This window comes from Nostoc foliaceum FACHB-393, assembly GCF_014698505.1.
Classification (GTDB): Bacteria; Cyanobacteriota; Cyanobacteriia; order Cyanobacteriales; family Nostocaceae; genus Nostoc; species Nostoc foliaceum_A.
Genome location: NZ_JACJTD010000102.1, coordinates 1 through 16,174, shown reverse-complemented (window position 1 = coordinate 16,174; position 16,174 = coordinate 1). Strand labels below are relative to the sequence as shown.

Sequence of the window (16,174 nt, the reverse complement as noted above, 5' to 3'; positions counted from 1 at the left end):
TAAAAATGCTTCCCGAAATCCCTGAGCCTATTTTATTAACCCAGATTTTTGCCAAGCTTACTGCTTTAGGTCGTGTTCATCCCGTTTCTACAGGCGTTGAACCCTCGTGAATTGGCAATGGTATTGTTTGCTGAAAGTCCTTTTTCATAAAGCCGTTCCCGACTGTCCCGCACGCAGTGAAGCACAAGTTCAAAAACGCCGCCCCAAACCTTACCCCTTCATGACCAAAAAGAGGTACGAACGGGAGCAAACAATTACAAACTGCTTAATTGATAACCGTTTCCGCTTTTTTTAGTGCCATTCACTCAAGGATGATTGATCAAAATCAAAAATTCAGATGCTGGAATCGGTTGGATTTCAACATAGGCAGTCCCATCTTGTTGCTGCACTGATACCTTTGAGTTCATTTTATGAGGACCTGTATAACCCATATTCGCCACTTCAGCCGTGTTTAAAACTACTGTCATTGAACTCCTGATCGGGTTGAGATTAGCATCTACCAAAACTCTTGCCCCCCGATCATCTGTTCCATGACTGTTCAGCACACAAACCGCCTCTTCATCATCTAAAACCCGTGACCAACCGATAATTTCCCCACTCCGTCCGTGATCACCAAACGGCAAGTTCAAGAAGGGAATCGCGGTCAGGCGCAAATACTGCCGTCCTAATCGCAGCACTGGGAACTGCTTACGGATTGCTGCCATTGCCGCAATCCGGACATAGGCAGGGTGATTTGGCTCGAAACAATGAGCACCTGCTGTCCCAAATGGCCCAAAACCAGGTAAGTTTTGATCGAGGGCTTGCAGTCCCGCCACACCAGATTGTCGGGGATGCTCTGGACCAAACATCGCCTCCCGTAAATAGCGATCAGATTTCTTCCAGTCGGGCAACCACCTCCGTTCAGACGGTTCTGGCCCCGCCAATGCCTGCTCAGTTCCAGCGTAAATGCAGGGCACTCCCAATGTAAACAGTTGTAATGCTACTCCAGCAATCACCTGATGATCCGATGCAGCTTCACTGGAAAAGCGGATTTTTTCACCAAATACATGATCGTGATCGTCCAAAATTGAAACATGCCGCCGTCCGATATTCCGATGCGACCCCATTACAGCTTTCCCTGGATCAAACCCGTTAAAGTAGGCTTTTGGCTCCATCAGCCCTTTAGCAACTTGGTTAAGATTTCCTCGCATTTCGCCGATATCTAGAGCAGCATTTAAGTTTTGCCCCACTACATCTAGATAGCGGTCTTGGTTATAGTCTCCACCTGCTACTTCTCCTACTAAAAAAAAGTCACTCTTACCTAGATTGGCTGCAAACTCCTTAATCGTTCCACAAAAATTTCGGGCTTGCTCATAGGTTACATGCTTTAGTGTATCAATCCGAAAGCCATCACAGTCCGTCAGTGCAATCCAGTATTTATAACATCGGGCTAAGTTATCTAACAACTGGGGATACTCCAACTGGAAATCTCGTAGTGTGATGAAATCCGAACGCCGGAATTCGGCATTGGGATCATCCAAGTCTCCCCGACCCAAATTTCCCTCGCCAGCACGAGTGTAGCAATCTGCTTCCTGAAGTTCCCTCGGCCACACTCCTTCTGCGCTCGTTTGAGGTTTTGCCGCAATGGGTTGTCCACGATCGCCTAGCCACCAGCCAAACTGATACCAACCAGACGTATAAGGTGGTTTCCATTCTCCCCCAGGAGTATTCGGAGCATAAATCCAGTTAGCTCCTGAATGGTTAAAAATGATATCAAGGATAATACGTAGTTTCTTTTCGTGGGCTTTATTAACCAGACTGACCAAATCTTGACGAGTCCCAAATCGAGGATCGACCTCTAGAAAATCTTGAATGCCGTAACCATGATAACTATCCAAGTGGCCTCTTTGTTGAAAAATTGGTCCCACCCAGATTGCCGTTACCCCTAGTTGATTCACATAATCCAGCTTCGACTCCAATCCTTTAAGTGTCCCACCCTGCCAGCGATCGCTTCCTGACTCTGCCCATTTGTCAAATTGCCAAGACTGGCCATTTGGGAGATTAGGGCGAGATAGATTCAGTTGCTGTCGATTCAGCAAAGGACGTGTATCCTCTTTACCATCGCTAAAACGATCAGGTAATAAAAAATAGAGTACTTCATTTCTCCAATCCGCAGGGGAGGGAAAGTAATTCTCGCGTCGAGGTAAAGAAAAGTCTTTTAGACTATCCGGTCGCTGTGTAGCTAGATTTTGATCGACAAATGTCATAGGAATTATCTCAAGATTAGTAAATAAGTTTACTCAGTGGAACTCTTTTCTCTTTCGACGAAGACTATAAATTTTCTCCCCGACTTACTTAGTGGCAGATGCATTGGTCCAGGTAATAGTACATTTTCAACGAAAACGTCTACTGTCTCCAGTGCTTTTTCTACCCAATCTGCTGCCTTTACCAAACTTTGCCGCAGAGTATGTAACAGCGTATTTGCTGAAAGCTTTTATTTCCAAAAACTGACATTACAAAGCTTCTCTACTTCATACCAATACAGCGCGCACGTTTACCACAGTCAAGAGGCAGGCTAATGTAAAACTATATTGGTATAAAACAAAATGGTGATGATCACGCTTACGGACACGGTCGTGTTCGTCGCCATAGTCATGGTCGCCGTGCCGCACCTAAAACTTAGATTTGGCTGCCTTTAACAATTCAACAATTGATTGAGGCAGTCATCGAGTACTCGTTAACATCATCAACAGCTTCTATTTCTTATAACGAATACCAAAGGCAAATTATTCCAAAATTTCCAAAAAAGTTTACACTATCGCACAAAAGCTATTAAGGCAGAGTTCGGTGGTTAAGGCGAAACAATTGCTGGTGCGACAGGTATAAGTACTAGCGGATATATCGGCAGTTTTGTAGCTATCATAAATATAGCAACCAGATAGCAACCAACTTGATAAATTATAGGTAGTTGCTACTTTTTATCATGCTTCACAAGCTTCAATAGGTCACAGATGTAATCACACTTAAGATAAAAGATGAGCAGTCAAACGCTCTACAATAAACGGCGTAAATATTAGAGTTTTGAAGTAATACCTAGTTATCTCAGCGAAATGTGCTGATCCCCTAGTAAAAATATTCAAACTCGAGAAGATTAGATTTACTTTCAATAATAGAATTATTGATATTTTCTTGTTTGCAGATATCCTTAGAACATTATTAAAAATTAGCGCTACTTTTACCTCATACTCTGCAACAACCTTAATAGTAAATACTCCAAATAGCTTGAAGATAAATAACCTTTTTTGAAGAAAATTAAATTATTGTGTTTCTCGTTACAATATTCATCTAACCTTCAAATTGAAATAACAGTTTTATATCTTTGCTAGTTTACGTTTTGAAGTTGAACGGTACTTTATGGGACGGAGGATTTAGATGTGATAAAGAAAAAGTCTAGTAATATGTCAGGACTTACGCAACTGGCACAATGCGATCGCCATTTGATAGTACATGAGTATTAATTAAATCTGATTTTGAAAGCCTTGTCTTCGTAATAGAAGTCTGTCTCGTGGAAGCAAAGCATGAAATATTCATGAGAAAATAGGTAGAGGTTGTTTAGATAAATTTGCTAAGGCTAATGAGATTTACTAAACTTAGTTACTGCCAATACTTATTAAGTAGTCAAATTAATTATACAATTACCAATTTGGCAGAGCATTTAGAGAATATTAGTCATGATGCCATTAACTATTATTTGAAAAGAGAGAAATTAACACCTCGTTTACTATGGGATAACGTGAAAGAGCTAGTTGAACCTGATGACAATGGTTACATAATATTTGATGATAGCGTTTTAGATAAAAGGTATTCTGAAGAAATAGAAATAGTCAGAAGACAATATAGTGGTAATGAGCATGGTGTCCTTAAAGGCATTGGTGTAGTTAGCTGCGTGTATGTCAACCCTACACTTCAAAGATTTGGGTCATAGATTATCGAATTTTTAATCCTGATGTCGATGGCAAAACTAAGATAGACCATGTGAAAGACATGCTCCAAAGCCTTGTGTATCATAAGCTTTTACCATTTGATACTGTTTTGATGGATACATGGTATGCGGTACACAGTTTAATGCTATCTATATATTGATAGCTTAGACAAAATTTATTATTGCCCTTTAAAAAATAATCGTTTAGTTGACGATACATTTGATAAAGAAAAATATAAACGGATTGAATTATTAGAATGGAGCCAAGAAGAATTAGACTGTGGTAAAATAATAAAAATTAAAGGGTTCTCAGCTAATAAAAAAGTAAAACTATTCCGGGTTACTGTTTCTACCAACAGAACGGATTATGTCGCCACTAACGATTTATCTCAAAGTTCCACGGATGTTGTACAAGAAGTGTGTAAAATTCGTTGGAACATAGAGGAGTTTCACAGGGAAATTAAACAACTAACTGGCATTGAATCTTGTCAGTGCCGGAAGGCTAGGCTTCAAAGAAATCATATTGCTTGTGCAATGTTGGTTTGGGTTAGGTTAAAGAATTTAGCCTATAGAACTGGCCAAACTATCTATCAATTCAAGCATAACTTGCTTTCTAATTATTTAATTCAGCAACTGAAACGCCCAAGTATTCTTATGTGCTTGGTTTAATTTAAATTGTCGCGTGTCAGGGCTGCGCCCTGCCCGCTATTTGTGCCAGTTGCGTAAGTCCTGATAGATTAGGACTAATAAATGGCAACTTAAATGCTGCAAAAGACTCAGCAATTCAAGCTTTTCATGAGCAAGAGGAAGCTTGGGTTGATGTGTTAACAGTGCCAGTAGCAGCTTACCAGACTTACTTGGAAAGTATAAAATTTACTAATGCAGTATTAGACGAGGCCTTGCACTTAGAACAAGAGTAAGCAGAAGTTTCTAGAGCAATACATGAATATTGTTGAGTGGTAACCGCAAAATATTTTGCTTCTTCATATTATTCTAGTTCAGAATAAGAACAGCTAATAGTGGTTGTGAGCAAGCTCTACAAACAATATTGTCTGTAGATTTTAATGCGACTGCTCTGAAAACTTTGAATGAACAGGATTTTAAATTTAGCACCCTAATATTTTATACAATAAGTATTGAAGATCCAATATCTTTAAGCCTGAATATGAAGGAATGTAAACGAATATTTTGTACTTGGAGTTTGTGTATCTTGATCTAATTGCAAGAATGCAGATATCTTAACGAGCTAGCGAGAGCTTTCCTTGGTTTGCCATTCAAGAAATTCCATAAAAAATCCAATTTATAGCTTTTAGAGAGCGCAGTAAGGATATAAAAAATTTATCCTGTAACTCCACAAAATTTTTTTGCAAGTTTTGGAATAATTTGCGTTTGCTGATCGTTATAAGAAATATAAGCTGCAAATCACCAAGTTCACAGATAGACGAGGAAGTCTAACTATGAGTGGTTGTTTAATTAAAGCTTTAGCAGCGATAAGTTAAAGCTTTCAATAACGGTTTGAGCTTTCAAAGCTAGGGCAAACGCATCTAAATTACTCTTGATCACAACGCAGCTTAAGAAACAACGAAAAAATCAGGATTTCGCGTTTGATTATTTTTAAAGCCCCAAAGCGATCGCCTAATTTCTTCGCAATAAGCAAAGTTTAATGACATTATTTCTAGCTCTATTGAGAATAGATTTTACTTATTGACATGATGCGGCCGCCCTACTTTCAAAGCTAATTTTGTGTTTTTAGTAAAGAAATAACTTTATTATGTAGGAGCATTTATGGGTAGTAGTATCAAAAATGGTGTTCACACAGGTATTGTAGCTATTGCTGATATTAAACCTGATAGGTTAGAAACTCTCAAAACAACTCTCAAAGGTTTATACGAACGCCAAGATGATCCAACCTATGATAATCCTCTCTCAAGAGTTGGAACAATTCACTTTGCATTGTGGTCTATTATTGATGATGGTAAACGTTTGCTTTTTTCAAGCAACTTTGATGACGAGTTAGAAGCTTATCTCCTAGATTTTGCTAGAAATGCTCCACAAGGGCTTGATGCTGTTTTTAGTAATTGTGTGGGTTATCCAGAAGGTGGTGCAGCAGCCGACTTTGAAGGATTTAAAAAATTTGCTGAGGAACATTTAGTTGATTGCCAACATTATTACAATGCATATCCAATGGAATCTGTAAATAACGTTAAAAATGCCTTAAAAGTTCGTGATTCGTTCATTGAGATTCAGAAAATAATAGGAGCTTAGTTAGTTATGTTTCCTCAAGAAATGAAGTAACTAAAACTAAACTATTATGGTTGAATTACTACTAAATGATATCCAGGGGCTATTACTGCACAGTTATACAACTGAACCCTATAGCTTACTGAATGCAAGATTCATGTTTGTCAATGTTAAGGACCGAGAGTCTGGGCTTCATTGGTTAACAGCCCTCTTCCCTTTTATAACAACTGCTACTCCTCCAACTGAAAAACCTAAAACGTGTGTTAATGTTGCGTTCACATTTTCTGGATTAAGATGTTTAGGTCTTTCAAGTGAAATTTTACAGAGTTTTCCAATTGAGTTTCAGGAAGGAATGAAGCAGCGTTCTAGCATTCTTGGAGATAATTTCCAAAGTGATCCAAGTAATTGGGAAACTTATTTTAAGGATGAGGAAAATCTGCATATAGTCTTACTAATTTATGCTATGGATCTCCAAGCCTTGGATGAAGAGACAACAAAGCAAGAACATTTACTAGAGGCATCTGGTCAAATTCAAATACTTGCACGACAAGATGCTGGTAGATTACCAGAAGGTATCGAACACTTTGGGTTTAAGGATGGTAGTTCTCAGCCAGTCATTGAAGGAAATGATACAGTTGCTCATCCAGGTCAAGACATTATTAAACCAGGAGAATTCATTTTAGGTTATCCCAATCAGGATGGAGATATTGTTAATCCCCTTTCAATCCCAGAGATTGGCTTAAATGGAACTTTCGTTGTGTATAGAAAACTTTATCAAGATGTTGCATTATTCCGTAAATTCACTACAGATGTTGCATCACGTTCAAACCCTCCTCTTAACAACTCTGAACTAATTGCAGCAAAAATGGTTGGTCGATGGCGTAGTGGAGCTCCTTTAGTTCTAAAACCGGACCACGATGACCCATTGCTGGGTAAGGATCCAGATCAAAACAATGATTTCAACTATTATCAGGAAGATCGTGAGGGATTAAAGTGTCCTATAGGTTCTCACATTCGCAGAGTCAATCCTCGCGATACTTTGTTTCGTAATAATCCCGAGTTATCTAAATCTGAAGTGAACAAGCGGCGCATAATTCGGCGTGGTATATCATACGGTCCAATTATGCCAGCAGCTAGCCAAAACGATGACGCTGTAGATCGAGGATTAATATTTATAACTATTCAATCTAGTATTGCTCAACAATTTGAGTTTATTCAGCAAAAGTGGATAAATAATCCTATCTTTCTCGGTTTGAGTAAAGATAAAGACCCTATTGCTGGCAACAGTAACAAAAATGCTAATATGACAATTCAACGAACTCCTATCTCCAAAAAACTCTGGGATATTCCTCGATTTACCATCACTAGGGGGGGTTGCTATTTGTTTCTTCCCGGCTTGAAAGCTTTGCAAAAGTTAGCTGAAATAGGAGCATCATCTCCACCATAAACGCAACATTAAGTGTAGTTATTGATTGGCTCAAACACTCAAACAGAAGAACTACTAAAAGACAACGATAGTTAACAGTAGTCCTAAAGTGTCAACAAGAATAAAGCCTTTGCGTCCAATAAAACAGTTTTTTATATTTGATACAGAGCAGCATAATTATTCAAAGGAATATTAAAGTGTCAGAGAAAATTGCAGTAGCTGTCATTCATGGTATTGGCAAAGCAAGCCCCGAATTTAAGGACAAAAATAATCCAGAGAGGTTCGCTGGAAGTATAGCACGAAAGCTGAAGTCTCAGGTTGCACAGTTGTTTGGCGAAGATGAGCAACAGGCAGACTCGAAGTTGGAATTTGAGGCTATATATTGGACTCCAATTCTTCAAAAGCTTCAGGATGAGCTATGGAAGAGACTAGAACTTGGTAAACTCAGCAAGGGAGCAATGCGATTTTGTTATACGTGTCAATATCTTCAGTAGATGTTGGCGCTGGGCTTGTTCAAGCACCTTAGAAGATTTTTCTTACCTGGAGACTGTTCTACAACCATCCTCAAACTGTATCTTAGGATGGTTGGGTACTTATTTTAGCAATGCGAACTCAGTTTATACCCATTACAGGCTCTAATCCATAAAGTGGTAAAGAAATACTGATATGTCAAATGTCAATTTATCAATTGCGGTTGATGAAAACCACATAGAGTGGATTCTAGAAGTAGTTCAAAACCTACACTCCGCTGGAATGAATGTTGAACAAGTATTGGACAAACTGGGAATTATAACTGGTTCAATTGACTCAGCAAAAATGGAGGTTCTCTCTAGAGTTGAAGGAGTTTCTCACGTTGAACTTTCACGGGAATATAAATTAGCGCCACCGGAATCGGATGTTCAATAGGCTTGTCCAAGATTTTGAAAATCAACCCATCTAGGATCACAAGAGTTGTTCAAGATAATGCCTAGAAACTAAAGGAGTAAGGATTTATGCAAGCACCACAGCAAAAAGACTACGCTCGTAATGGTTCGATTTTTAATCAGCACAAACAAGTACTACCTGAGATATCGTCACCTCTAACAATATCTACCAGTTCTTCAGAAAATCAACGGCTCCTGATAGAAGCTTACCTCAAGCTGCTAGATATGGTTGCAGTATCTCAAGAGTCAACCAGGGCACTACAAACCATAACTGGAAACCGTTATCTTGTCTATGTGCATGGCATTAGCCAGCATCAACTTGGGTATTCCAATAGTTGGTGGCAGGCGTTACAACCTTACATTGGAACAGTTTTCGAGGATGGAAATCTTGGTGACGCCCGTAGGGAGGTGCTGTGGAGTGATTTAGTCAATGTCAGTACTCTTGCAAATACAGTTAATACCACGCAAAAGGAGCAACTACATCGGGAAATTGTGGCAATTTTGGAAGATAGACAGCGCCAAGAGATAGCTGCAAATACTGGCGGCGGCGGTCAAGTATATCTAGCAATGCAGACTCATGCCATAGAACGCGGTAGAGATATGGCATTTGATGACTTTCTTATTTATATGTTGAATAGCGAAATGCGCCAGCAAATCATCAATCGCTTTACCAATACTGTAAAACCCCTTCTGAGCAGTAATAATCAAATTGACATTATTTCGCACAGTTGGGGGACTGTAATTGCTTACGAAGGATTGCGAGAGATGGAGTCTGATCAATCTTTGCAGGGACAAGTCTCAAACTTCTTTACTGTGGGTAGTGCTTTATCTATTGAATCAGTGCGCGCCTTTTTGCGTTCAGCAAATAAGGATGGTCGCCGACCCTCTATGGTTAATAAATGGATTAATCTTGATGCAAAAGGGGATCTTGTTGGCGGTATGTTGGGCGATATGTTCGAGATCACTCAGGAAAACCTGGGACTTCACCCAACAGGTTGCCAACTTGAGTGGTTTGGCTATAGGTTATCCTGCGCGCACGGTTCCTACTTTGTGAAGGACAATACAACTGTCAACCGAGACATCTTTGCTCAGTGCATTCTGGATTGACTGCTAGGACGTGCCTGAAATTTGGAAAGGAAAATTTTTAATTACGAGCTAAGCTAACCTCTTCTGAGAAACTTGTTATTGCACGTGTAAAAATTAAAAACACCAAAAATCGTGAAAATTTATGGGCTAGAGAAATTTGCAGTCAAAACAAGATTTTCTAGAGGCAATATCAACTCCAGAATCAAATAATGATGAGAACTCTGACCTGGGCTGGTCTTATTAAATAATCTTCCCAACGGAATAGTGACGCCAGCCACTTCATCATTGTAGTAACCATGAAAGCCCAAAACCACGCTTTCAAGCAGGCTCAAAAGCACTATTGAGGTTTCCTTACATCTTGCACTAAGAAAATTTGATATAATTTTAGTACTCAGTGAAAAAGTAAAAACCTTGATTTAGCGTTGAAAACTCATAAAAATGAGGTAGCTTTATCGCGCATGTTTTTGGTTCGCCTGGGTTTCTACGTAGAGGTGCAAGATATAAGTTTCGGCTTTAGCTGTCAAGGTACTTTCCATGATAAAAGTTTCTCTACATAAATAACGGGTGGCGCGCCGTCAGTAAGACGCTTTCAATAAACGCATTCGTTGAGGCAAGAAATAGGAACAAGTTATAAACCAAGAGCCTGAGCTTTTTGCCGGAGATTTTTGAGAATCAAGTTCTAAATCATTGTGAATTTCTTTTTTGTCTTGGCGCTCTTAGCAGCTTGGCGGTTTGATAATTTTCATAACTAATTTGGGATTACTCTAGCCGCATTAATTACTGTTTACTGACACAGATCATTTAGTGATCACTTTAAGTTTGGGAAATTAAGCCAAACGAGAAATGCTGACTTTTGAATTTACGCCCAATAAACTAACATATTTTTCGATAGGTTTGAGTTAAAGACCATGAAATAGTTGAAAAATTGGAATGATACCTTCATTTCAATACATTAATATCTGAGACTCAAGCTCGTCAATTTTGTAGTTTGCGGACAAACCCGCTTTAAGCATTAAAGGAAAGGAGCTATATATGAATAAAATGAATCCAGAAGCGATAGCGATTTTCATTGCGGCTATTATCGGGCTATTCAGCATTGCTTGGCAAATTCGAGCCAATAGAATGGATGATAAGCGTGCTGCCCAACTGCATCGCCTCGACAAGCAGTTGAGCGATTTATATGGTCCTTTGTACGCGCTATTTGAATCAGGCGATAAGCAATGGCGTGCTTTCCTTAGAGAATTTTCTAGTCATAAAAACCCGAATTGGTTTTTAGGTTTTTTCCCAACAGAAGAGTACCAATTTACTCCACCAAATGAAGAGCAGTTAAGAATATTTCGTCTTTGGACAGAAAATATTTTCATGCACACCAATACTCGTCTGGAAGAGACAATCATCAATAATGCGGAGCTTATAGTAGGTAAAGAAATGCCACAGGCTTTTTTAAATTTCTGTGTGCATGTAGCTTCGGTTAGAGCTTCAGCAGCTGAATGGAGTGTTCCGAACTTTGAAAAAGCAAATTGGAGAAAACACATAGCAATATTTCCGCATCCAGCTGGTGAGCTTCATAATTATATTGTGACGGCTTTTCGATATCTTAAACGGGAACAGTATTTACTTATTTCGGGTTTAGAGAGTAGTGTTGATGAACAAGAATTAGCTAGAGAAATCCAAGAGTCCATTAGTCTTAATGAAAAAGACTTGGATCAGAAACTCAAAGGTAAAGTTAAGGATTTAGTAGAGAACAAAAAAAAGAGAAAGAATAACCGAAGCAATACCGTTGCCAAAAAAAGAGTATGAAGAGAGAGGGCGCTCTGTAGTAGAGTTGTTGTCTTCCCAAACGACAACTCAAAAGCCACAATTCGCCCATGTTCGACATCCTATCACTGTTACAATGCCTTCTACCGCCAGCAATTCTCATTATGAGAATGGTTATCAATATTTTTGGCGTAAAACTAACTGATGGAACATGAAATCTGTTGAGAATATTGCTGAGTAATGAATTAAAGGTATGTATGGCTATTTAAAACAAATTGAGGTTCTTTAGTACTTAGTATGCTAAACTAACAAACAAAATGCCAAGTTAATAGGCATCTAACTCGGAAATTATCAAAATTTCTAAATCCATAGCCAGAACGCTTAATCAACTTAAGCTTGTTATTAATTCCCTCGACAGTACCACTAGTTGTCCGATTATCGAAGTAAGCAATAATTTCATAAAACCAACGAATAATAGTATTGTTACTCTTGGGAAAATATTTTTTAGCTTTCGCTAACCACATACCTAGTTTGAAAACTCCTGTATACCAATTAGTAGTTTTATTAAAAAGTTTTCTAATTTTTTCTTTTAGTTCATGCATTGCTTTCAATAGAGCCGATACATTTTTCACTTGAATAAGTTTATTAATTTGCTCTTCATTTAAGCTCTCTTCATTCTTAAGTAGCAGATATTTACTCTTATCCAATCCCTCTAATATCTGTTCGTATTCACTTTTTTTGATGTCGATTTTGCTTTTTTGATTAACTCTTCTATATTCCGTTTTTCTCTTTTTCGCTGAGTATCTAACTTTTGAGTTATCCGGGAGTGACAGAATAGGGTTAGGCATTAGCTTTCTTCAAAAGTAGGTTTAGTTTTGTGACGCTTTGGAATAATCTACTTCACCCATTCGTTGGTAAGCGTGACGAGTGATAAGGAGAGTTTTATATGAGCATGGGAACCGAAATAGCACCCGAACGGATGACTGAAGAGACTCCTGGACTGGTGGAACGTTTCTCCATGCCTTTTGGGACAGCCAGATCGGTCTATATCTGGTTCCGGATGGCTGGACGTCGAGTCTGAAGAGGCGCTCGTCCGTCCGAGAACTGGTCAGTGCCCTGACTCCGGCGATCGTCAAAGAGGAGGCGAGCATCCCGGGCCGGGTGCTCGGCAGGGCCAACGCATCGCTTGAGGCAGCAAGGGCTGCCTACCAAGATATTCGGATCGCCGGATTCTACCCGAGACGAGCAGGCGATTATTCAGTGGATATCGGCAGCGGTGCGCGCCGATTGTCTCGGAGAGGATGACCGCCGCGACCGCCAACCTGGTGGTCTTGCTAGGCACTACCCCTACGCTCTTACGGCGTTATTGCTGCCTAGTTTTGTCCGGAGCATTGTTTTAATATACTTTATCCTTTACTTACTTTTGTACTGTACTATGCCAAAGGTAACTTCTGAGATATCTCTCCTTGACTTACTTACATTGATTGTTGCACTTTCAGCCTACTTAGCTACCGTTAGATTCTTGGTTCTTGAGAAACTAAGTTCTTCTATTAACGAGGAGAAAGTTAAATCTCAACTTGACCAGGTCACCACTCTTGATGATCAATTAACAGAACTTTGGGGAAAAAACCCGAAATTAGATCTAGCCCCAAATTTCACTGACTTAGGCAAGAACGGATTTTTGATTGAACCAGAAGCACTCTGCAATTGTTATAAAGACGACGGAAAAAGTGGACCAGAGTTTATTAGAGAGACGATTTTCTCATCACCAAGACAGGTGTCAACATTAAATAAAAAGAAAGAGAAAGAATTTTTGTTTGTTCTTGAAGAATTCTGTAGCAAGCGGGCTGAGAGAAAGTTAAGCCTTGCTTATGTTGCTAGTGCTGATATTTTTTTAATCCTTTCCGGCTTTTTATTAGGGATACATATATTTTTTGATACTCCTAATTTTTTATATAGAGCTAGTTTTTCCGCCTTCTTTGTTGCAGTTTTGTGCCTTGCTGTTTTACATCTGTGTGAATGGAAGAAAACTTTTATGATAGCCTGCTTTGTTAAGAATCAGTTGAAACATATAGCAAATAGAATTACGTTACCTGTACTTATATTAATTATTTCCTTATTGGGATCTGTATGTCTTTTTATAGGATCTGATATTCTAACTCTTCTTAGTAATATAAATAGTTGTATTACATCATCTTCTGCACCCTAAGTATTTTTAAAACTTAGGACTAAAATCTACTCATAAAATAAAACTTAAGAGGCTGTTTGTAAATGATTATGAAGTGGTTGAATGAGACTTTGCAAGACGTTTCAACCTTGAGGGGAGACAAAATACCCTGAAATAGATATATGGCAAGTAGTGTAGCAATTTGTGGTAAAAGAAAAAGAGCATTCATTCGCAACAAGCTCTATTTAATGATAATATTACCAGAATTCTACGAGACAAACCTCAAGCGAGAATTGGGACGTGCAGAATATTTATTGCTAAAAATCCTGATAAATTTATTACAATCTATTAAAACTGTTAGCATTGAAGCACTGGCTACTGCTTTACCTATCCCCATATTTTTTGAAAGTAGAAGAAAGAAAGTCCAAAGATTTTTGTCTTTAAATTACATAAATATTGAAGAAATTTGGTTCCCAATTATTAAAAGTTGGTTAGAAATATATTTTCCCTTAAATGAAGTTATTTATTTAGTAATTGACCGGACTAACTGGGGGTGTATTAATCTGTTAATGATTAGTGTGGTTTGGGATAAAAGGTCTATCCCAATATATTTTAAGCTATTAGACAAATTGGGTTCAAGCAATTTTGATGAACAAGAAGCAGTATTCAAAAAAGCATTGCCGCTTTTTAATAATTATAAAACTATAGTGTTAGGAGACCGTGAATTTTGTTCGATAAAACTGTCTAACTGGCTGACAGAGCAGAAAGTATATTTCTGTTTACGCTTAAAAAAAGATGCATTTATAGAAATAGAACCGGAAATTTGGCTGCAATTAAGAGATTTAGGTTTAGCGCCTGGTCTTTCCTTCTTTTAGAAAGGTATTAAATATACAAAATCCCAAGGATTTGTTAGCTTTAATCTTGCTGCTAAATGGAAGCGTAAACGTTTGGGAGTTGCACCGGAGGAGGGTTGGTTTATTCTTACCAACTTAGATGATTTAGATTCAGTTATACCAATTCTTTATGAAGCTGCGCTAAATAAAGCTTCAAGGATAAAGTCGTAAGAAGTGAGAGAGGCAATCATGGAAGGTGTAATTTCTTTGAGGACATCAGTTAACTTGATCTGTAGTTGTGTGAGAGTTTTACAATTTTCCCATTGGAGTTGAGATTTGAGGAATTCCCAAAACCGTTCAATTGGGTTGAGTTCAGGAGAGTGGGGAGGCTGAAAAATCGGGATAATATTATCTGGGATATCGAGAGCTTTGGCTTTGTGGAAAGATCCTTGGTCGAACTGAATAACCGCGATATCATCACCAAGGTCAGCAGATAGCAACTCCAAAAAGTGTTGAAAACAATCAGCATTGAGGTAGGGGAATTCATAGAAAAAGCTATAACCACTTAGGGGTTCGACAACTCCGTATAAATAAAAATTTTCCCGTTGCCATTGACTCAACCCTACAGGTTTAACTCCCTTAGCTGTAATTAAACGTCCTGTAATCGTCTTTAATCCTAAACGTGTTCATCCTGACATAAGTACCTTAATCGTTTCCCTTCGCCAAATTCCTCCTGTAAGAATTTGAGTGCTAAAGGCAGTTTTTTTTAAAGTGAGATAGATTTTCTGGCTGTTGTTTGGTGCTTTGAGGACGAGGCACTTTCAACTTTGCACCCAGACGCTGGTGAACAATTTCATAGACTGTTTTGTAAGCAAGTGAAAGTCCTAATTCGTTGTGAATCCATTGTTGAATTTGACCATAGCTAGTAAATCCAGACGGTTCTTGCAACCGCTGTTTCAAGCGTTCTAAGTCTGAACCACGCAAAAGCGGAACTTTTCCGGGTGCATGTTTGACGAACAACAAGCCCTTTTTTCCTTCATCTTTATACTTTCTTACCCAACGAGTTATGGTTCCTTCATCACGCCCTAAGCGTTCTGCCAAAGATCGCCTGCTGCTGACTTGACCACTTTTGAGCCAATAAAGCATTTGCAATCTTTCTTTGCTGCTTGCCGTTGTCGCATGTTTGAGATCTGTCTCTAATTCTTCTTGGCTTTCTGATATCTCGATTCGGAATGGACGACTCATCACAAAATCACTCAATGCACCCATCTATTAGTTTGACGCAGTTTAGCGCATCTTCATACAGAATTGGTATTATTAGAGCTTATAAACAACGTTTTGATATTGAAGAGATGTTTATAGATTTTAAGAGCGGGGGTTATAACTTGGAAGATACTAATGTATCAGGTCAAAGGCTAATTTCCCTAATATTATTAATCTCACTTGCTTATACGGCTGCAACTATATCTGGTCAAAAAATTAAACGCATGGGTGTTCAAAAATATGTTGGACGAATTAAAGAATCTAAGCGGATTGTTCGACGACATAGTAGTTTTTATGTTGGTCTTTATGGCGACAATTGGGTCAATTTCATGGAAAATTCTTATGAGTTAGTTACTGAATTATTGAGATTAAGTCCTAATAAGCGTAAGTAACCTGAGTTCGGGTTAAACATATGAAGGTAAAAGCCACTCAAGTTGAAGGCTAGGTTTTTTAGGCTGATGACAATAAGCGATTAAACCGCACAGAACATTAACGCAAAAATTGACTGGGCTGCGA

The 16,174-nt window shown here is 38.6% G+C and carries 10 protein-coding genes and 6 pseudogenes; 10 read left to right on the top strand and 6 right to left on the bottom strand.

Annotated elements, in window-relative coordinates:
• Positions 1 to 305: 305 nt before the first annotated feature.
• The gene (locus H6G92_RS35865; RefSeq protein WP_190901286.1) at positions 306 to 2,246 is read right to left on the bottom strand and encodes an alpha-amylase family glycosyl hydrolase; all 1,941 of its coding nucleotides are present in this window, start codon (positions 2,244 to 2,246) and stop codon (positions 306 to 308) included.
• Between the two features lie 1,367 nt (positions 2,247 to 3,613).
• Here H6G92_RS35865 and H6G92_RS35860 point away from each other — a divergent pair.
• The 6 genes and pseudogenes from H6G92_RS35860 to H6G92_RS35835 all read left to right on the top strand — a co-directional run bounded on the left by H6G92_RS35860 (position 3,614) and on the right by H6G92_RS35835 (position 9,658).
• A pseudogene (locus H6G92_RS35860) lies at positions 3,614 to 4,630 on the top strand (IS701 family transposase).
• A 1,116-nt stretch (positions 4,631 to 5,746) separates the two neighbouring features.
• Positions 5,747 to 6,226 carry a hypothetical protein gene (locus H6G92_RS35855; RefSeq protein WP_190901284.1) on the top strand — a complete coding sequence of 160 codons (480 nt, stop codon included), beginning with the start codon at positions 5,747 to 5,749 and terminating at the stop codon, positions 6,224 to 6,226.
• A 46-nt stretch (positions 6,227 to 6,272) separates the two neighbouring features.
• Positions 6,273 to 7,649: a Dyp-type peroxidase gene (locus H6G92_RS35850; protein WP_190901282.1), complete on the top strand. Its 1,377-nt coding sequence runs from the start codon at positions 6,273 to 6,275 to the stop codon at positions 7,647 to 7,649.
• 176 nt (positions 7,650 to 7,825) lie between these two features.
• A complete protein-coding gene (locus tag H6G92_RS35845) occupies positions 7,826 to 8,122 on the top strand; it encodes a hypothetical protein (RefSeq protein WP_242059460.1) in 297 nt (98 codons plus the stop codon).
• Positions 8,123 to 8,294: 172 nt separating this feature from the next.
• A complete protein-coding gene (locus H6G92_RS35840; protein WP_190901281.1) occupies positions 8,295 to 8,534 on the top strand; it encodes a ketohydroxyglutarate aldolase in 240 nt (79 codons plus the stop codon).
• A gap of 86 nt (positions 8,535 to 8,620) precedes the next feature.
• Positions 8,621 to 9,658, top strand: a complete 1,038-nt coding sequence (locus H6G92_RS35835; protein WP_190901280.1) for a hypothetical protein — start codon at positions 8,621 to 8,623, stop codon at positions 9,656 to 9,658.
• Positions 9,659 to 9,777: 119 nt separating this feature from the next.
• Here H6G92_RS35835 and H6G92_RS35830 read toward each other — a convergent pair whose 3' ends face one another.
• Positions 9,778 to 9,975: a hypothetical protein gene (locus H6G92_RS35830; RefSeq protein WP_190901279.1), complete on the bottom strand. Its 198-nt coding sequence runs from the start codon at positions 9,973 to 9,975 to the stop codon at positions 9,778 to 9,780.
• A 694-nt stretch (positions 9,976 to 10,669) separates the two neighbouring features.
• On the opposite strand from H6G92_RS35830, the gene H6G92_RS35825 reads away from it, so the two are divergent.
• Positions 10,670 to 11,437 carry a hypothetical protein gene (locus H6G92_RS35825; RefSeq protein ID WP_190901278.1) on the top strand — a complete coding sequence of 256 codons (768 nt, stop codon included), beginning with the start codon at positions 10,670 to 10,672 and terminating at the stop codon, positions 11,435 to 11,437.
• 263 nt (positions 11,438 to 11,700) lie between these two features.
• Here H6G92_RS35825 and H6G92_RS35820 read toward each other — a convergent pair.
• Positions 11,701 to 12,209, bottom strand: a pseudogene (locus H6G92_RS35820) (ISL3 family transposase); the annotation flags it as partial.
• Between the two features lie 372 nt (positions 12,210 to 12,581).
• Here H6G92_RS35820 and H6G92_RS35815 point away from each other — a divergent pair.
• The gene (locus H6G92_RS35815; RefSeq protein WP_206758395.1) at positions 12,582 to 13,604 is read left to right on the top strand and encodes a hypothetical protein; all 1,023 of its coding nucleotides are present in this window, start codon (positions 12,582 to 12,584) and stop codon (positions 13,602 to 13,604) included.
• Between the two features lie 212 nt (positions 13,605 to 13,816).
• Positions 13,817 to 14,575, top strand: a pseudogene (locus H6G92_RS35810) (IS4 family transposase); the annotation flags it as partial.
• 8 nt (positions 14,576 to 14,583) lie between these two features.
• On the opposite strand, the pseudogene H6G92_RS39030 reads toward H6G92_RS35810, so the two are convergent.
• Positions 14,584 to 15,066, bottom strand: a pseudogene (locus tag H6G92_RS39030) (IS630 family transposase); the annotation flags it as partial.
• Between the two features lie 79 nt (positions 15,067 to 15,145).
• The gene (locus H6G92_RS39025; protein ID WP_199345115.1) at positions 15,146 to 15,640 is read right to left on the bottom strand and encodes a helix-turn-helix domain-containing protein; all 495 of its coding nucleotides are present in this window, start codon (positions 15,638 to 15,640) and stop codon (positions 15,146 to 15,148) included.
• 71 nt (positions 15,641 to 15,711) lie between these two features.
• Between H6G92_RS39025 and H6G92_RS35800 the strand changes: the two are divergent.
• Positions 15,712 to 16,050: pseudogene (locus H6G92_RS35800) on the top strand (IS4 family transposase); the annotation flags it as partial.
• A 12-nt stretch (positions 16,051 to 16,062) separates the two neighbouring features.
• Here the strand turns inward: H6G92_RS35800 and H6G92_RS41425 are convergent.
• Positions 16,063 to 16,174: pseudogene (locus H6G92_RS41425) on the bottom strand (IS982 family transposase); the annotation flags it as partial.

Bases quoted from the DNA above. Each gene is read 5' to 3' on its own strand.
- H6G92_RS35865 (WP_190901286.1), bottom strand. From the start codon at position 2,246: ATGACATTTGTCGATCAAAATCTAGCTACACAGCGACCGGATAGTCTA.
- H6G92_RS35855 (WP_190901284.1), top strand. From the start codon at position 5,747: ATGGGTAGTAGTATCAAAAATGGTGTTCACACAGGTATTGTAGCTATT.
- H6G92_RS35850 (WP_190901282.1), top strand. From the start codon at position 6,273: ATGGTTGAATTACTACTAAATGATATCCAGGGGCTATTACTGCACAGT.
- H6G92_RS35840 (WP_190901281.1), top strand. From the start codon at position 8,295: ATGTCAAATGTCAATTTATCAATTGCGGTTGATGAAAACCACATAGAG.
- H6G92_RS35835 (WP_190901280.1), top strand. From the start codon at position 8,621: ATGCAAGCACCACAGCAAAAAGACTACGCTCGTAATGGTTCGATTTTT.
- H6G92_RS35825 (WP_190901278.1), top strand. From the start codon at position 10,670: ATGAATAAAATGAATCCAGAAGCGATAGCGATTTTCATTGCGGCTATT.
- H6G92_RS39025 (WP_199345115.1), bottom strand. From the start codon at position 15,640: ATGAGTCGTCCATTCCGAATCGAGATATCAGAAAGCCAAGAAGAATTA.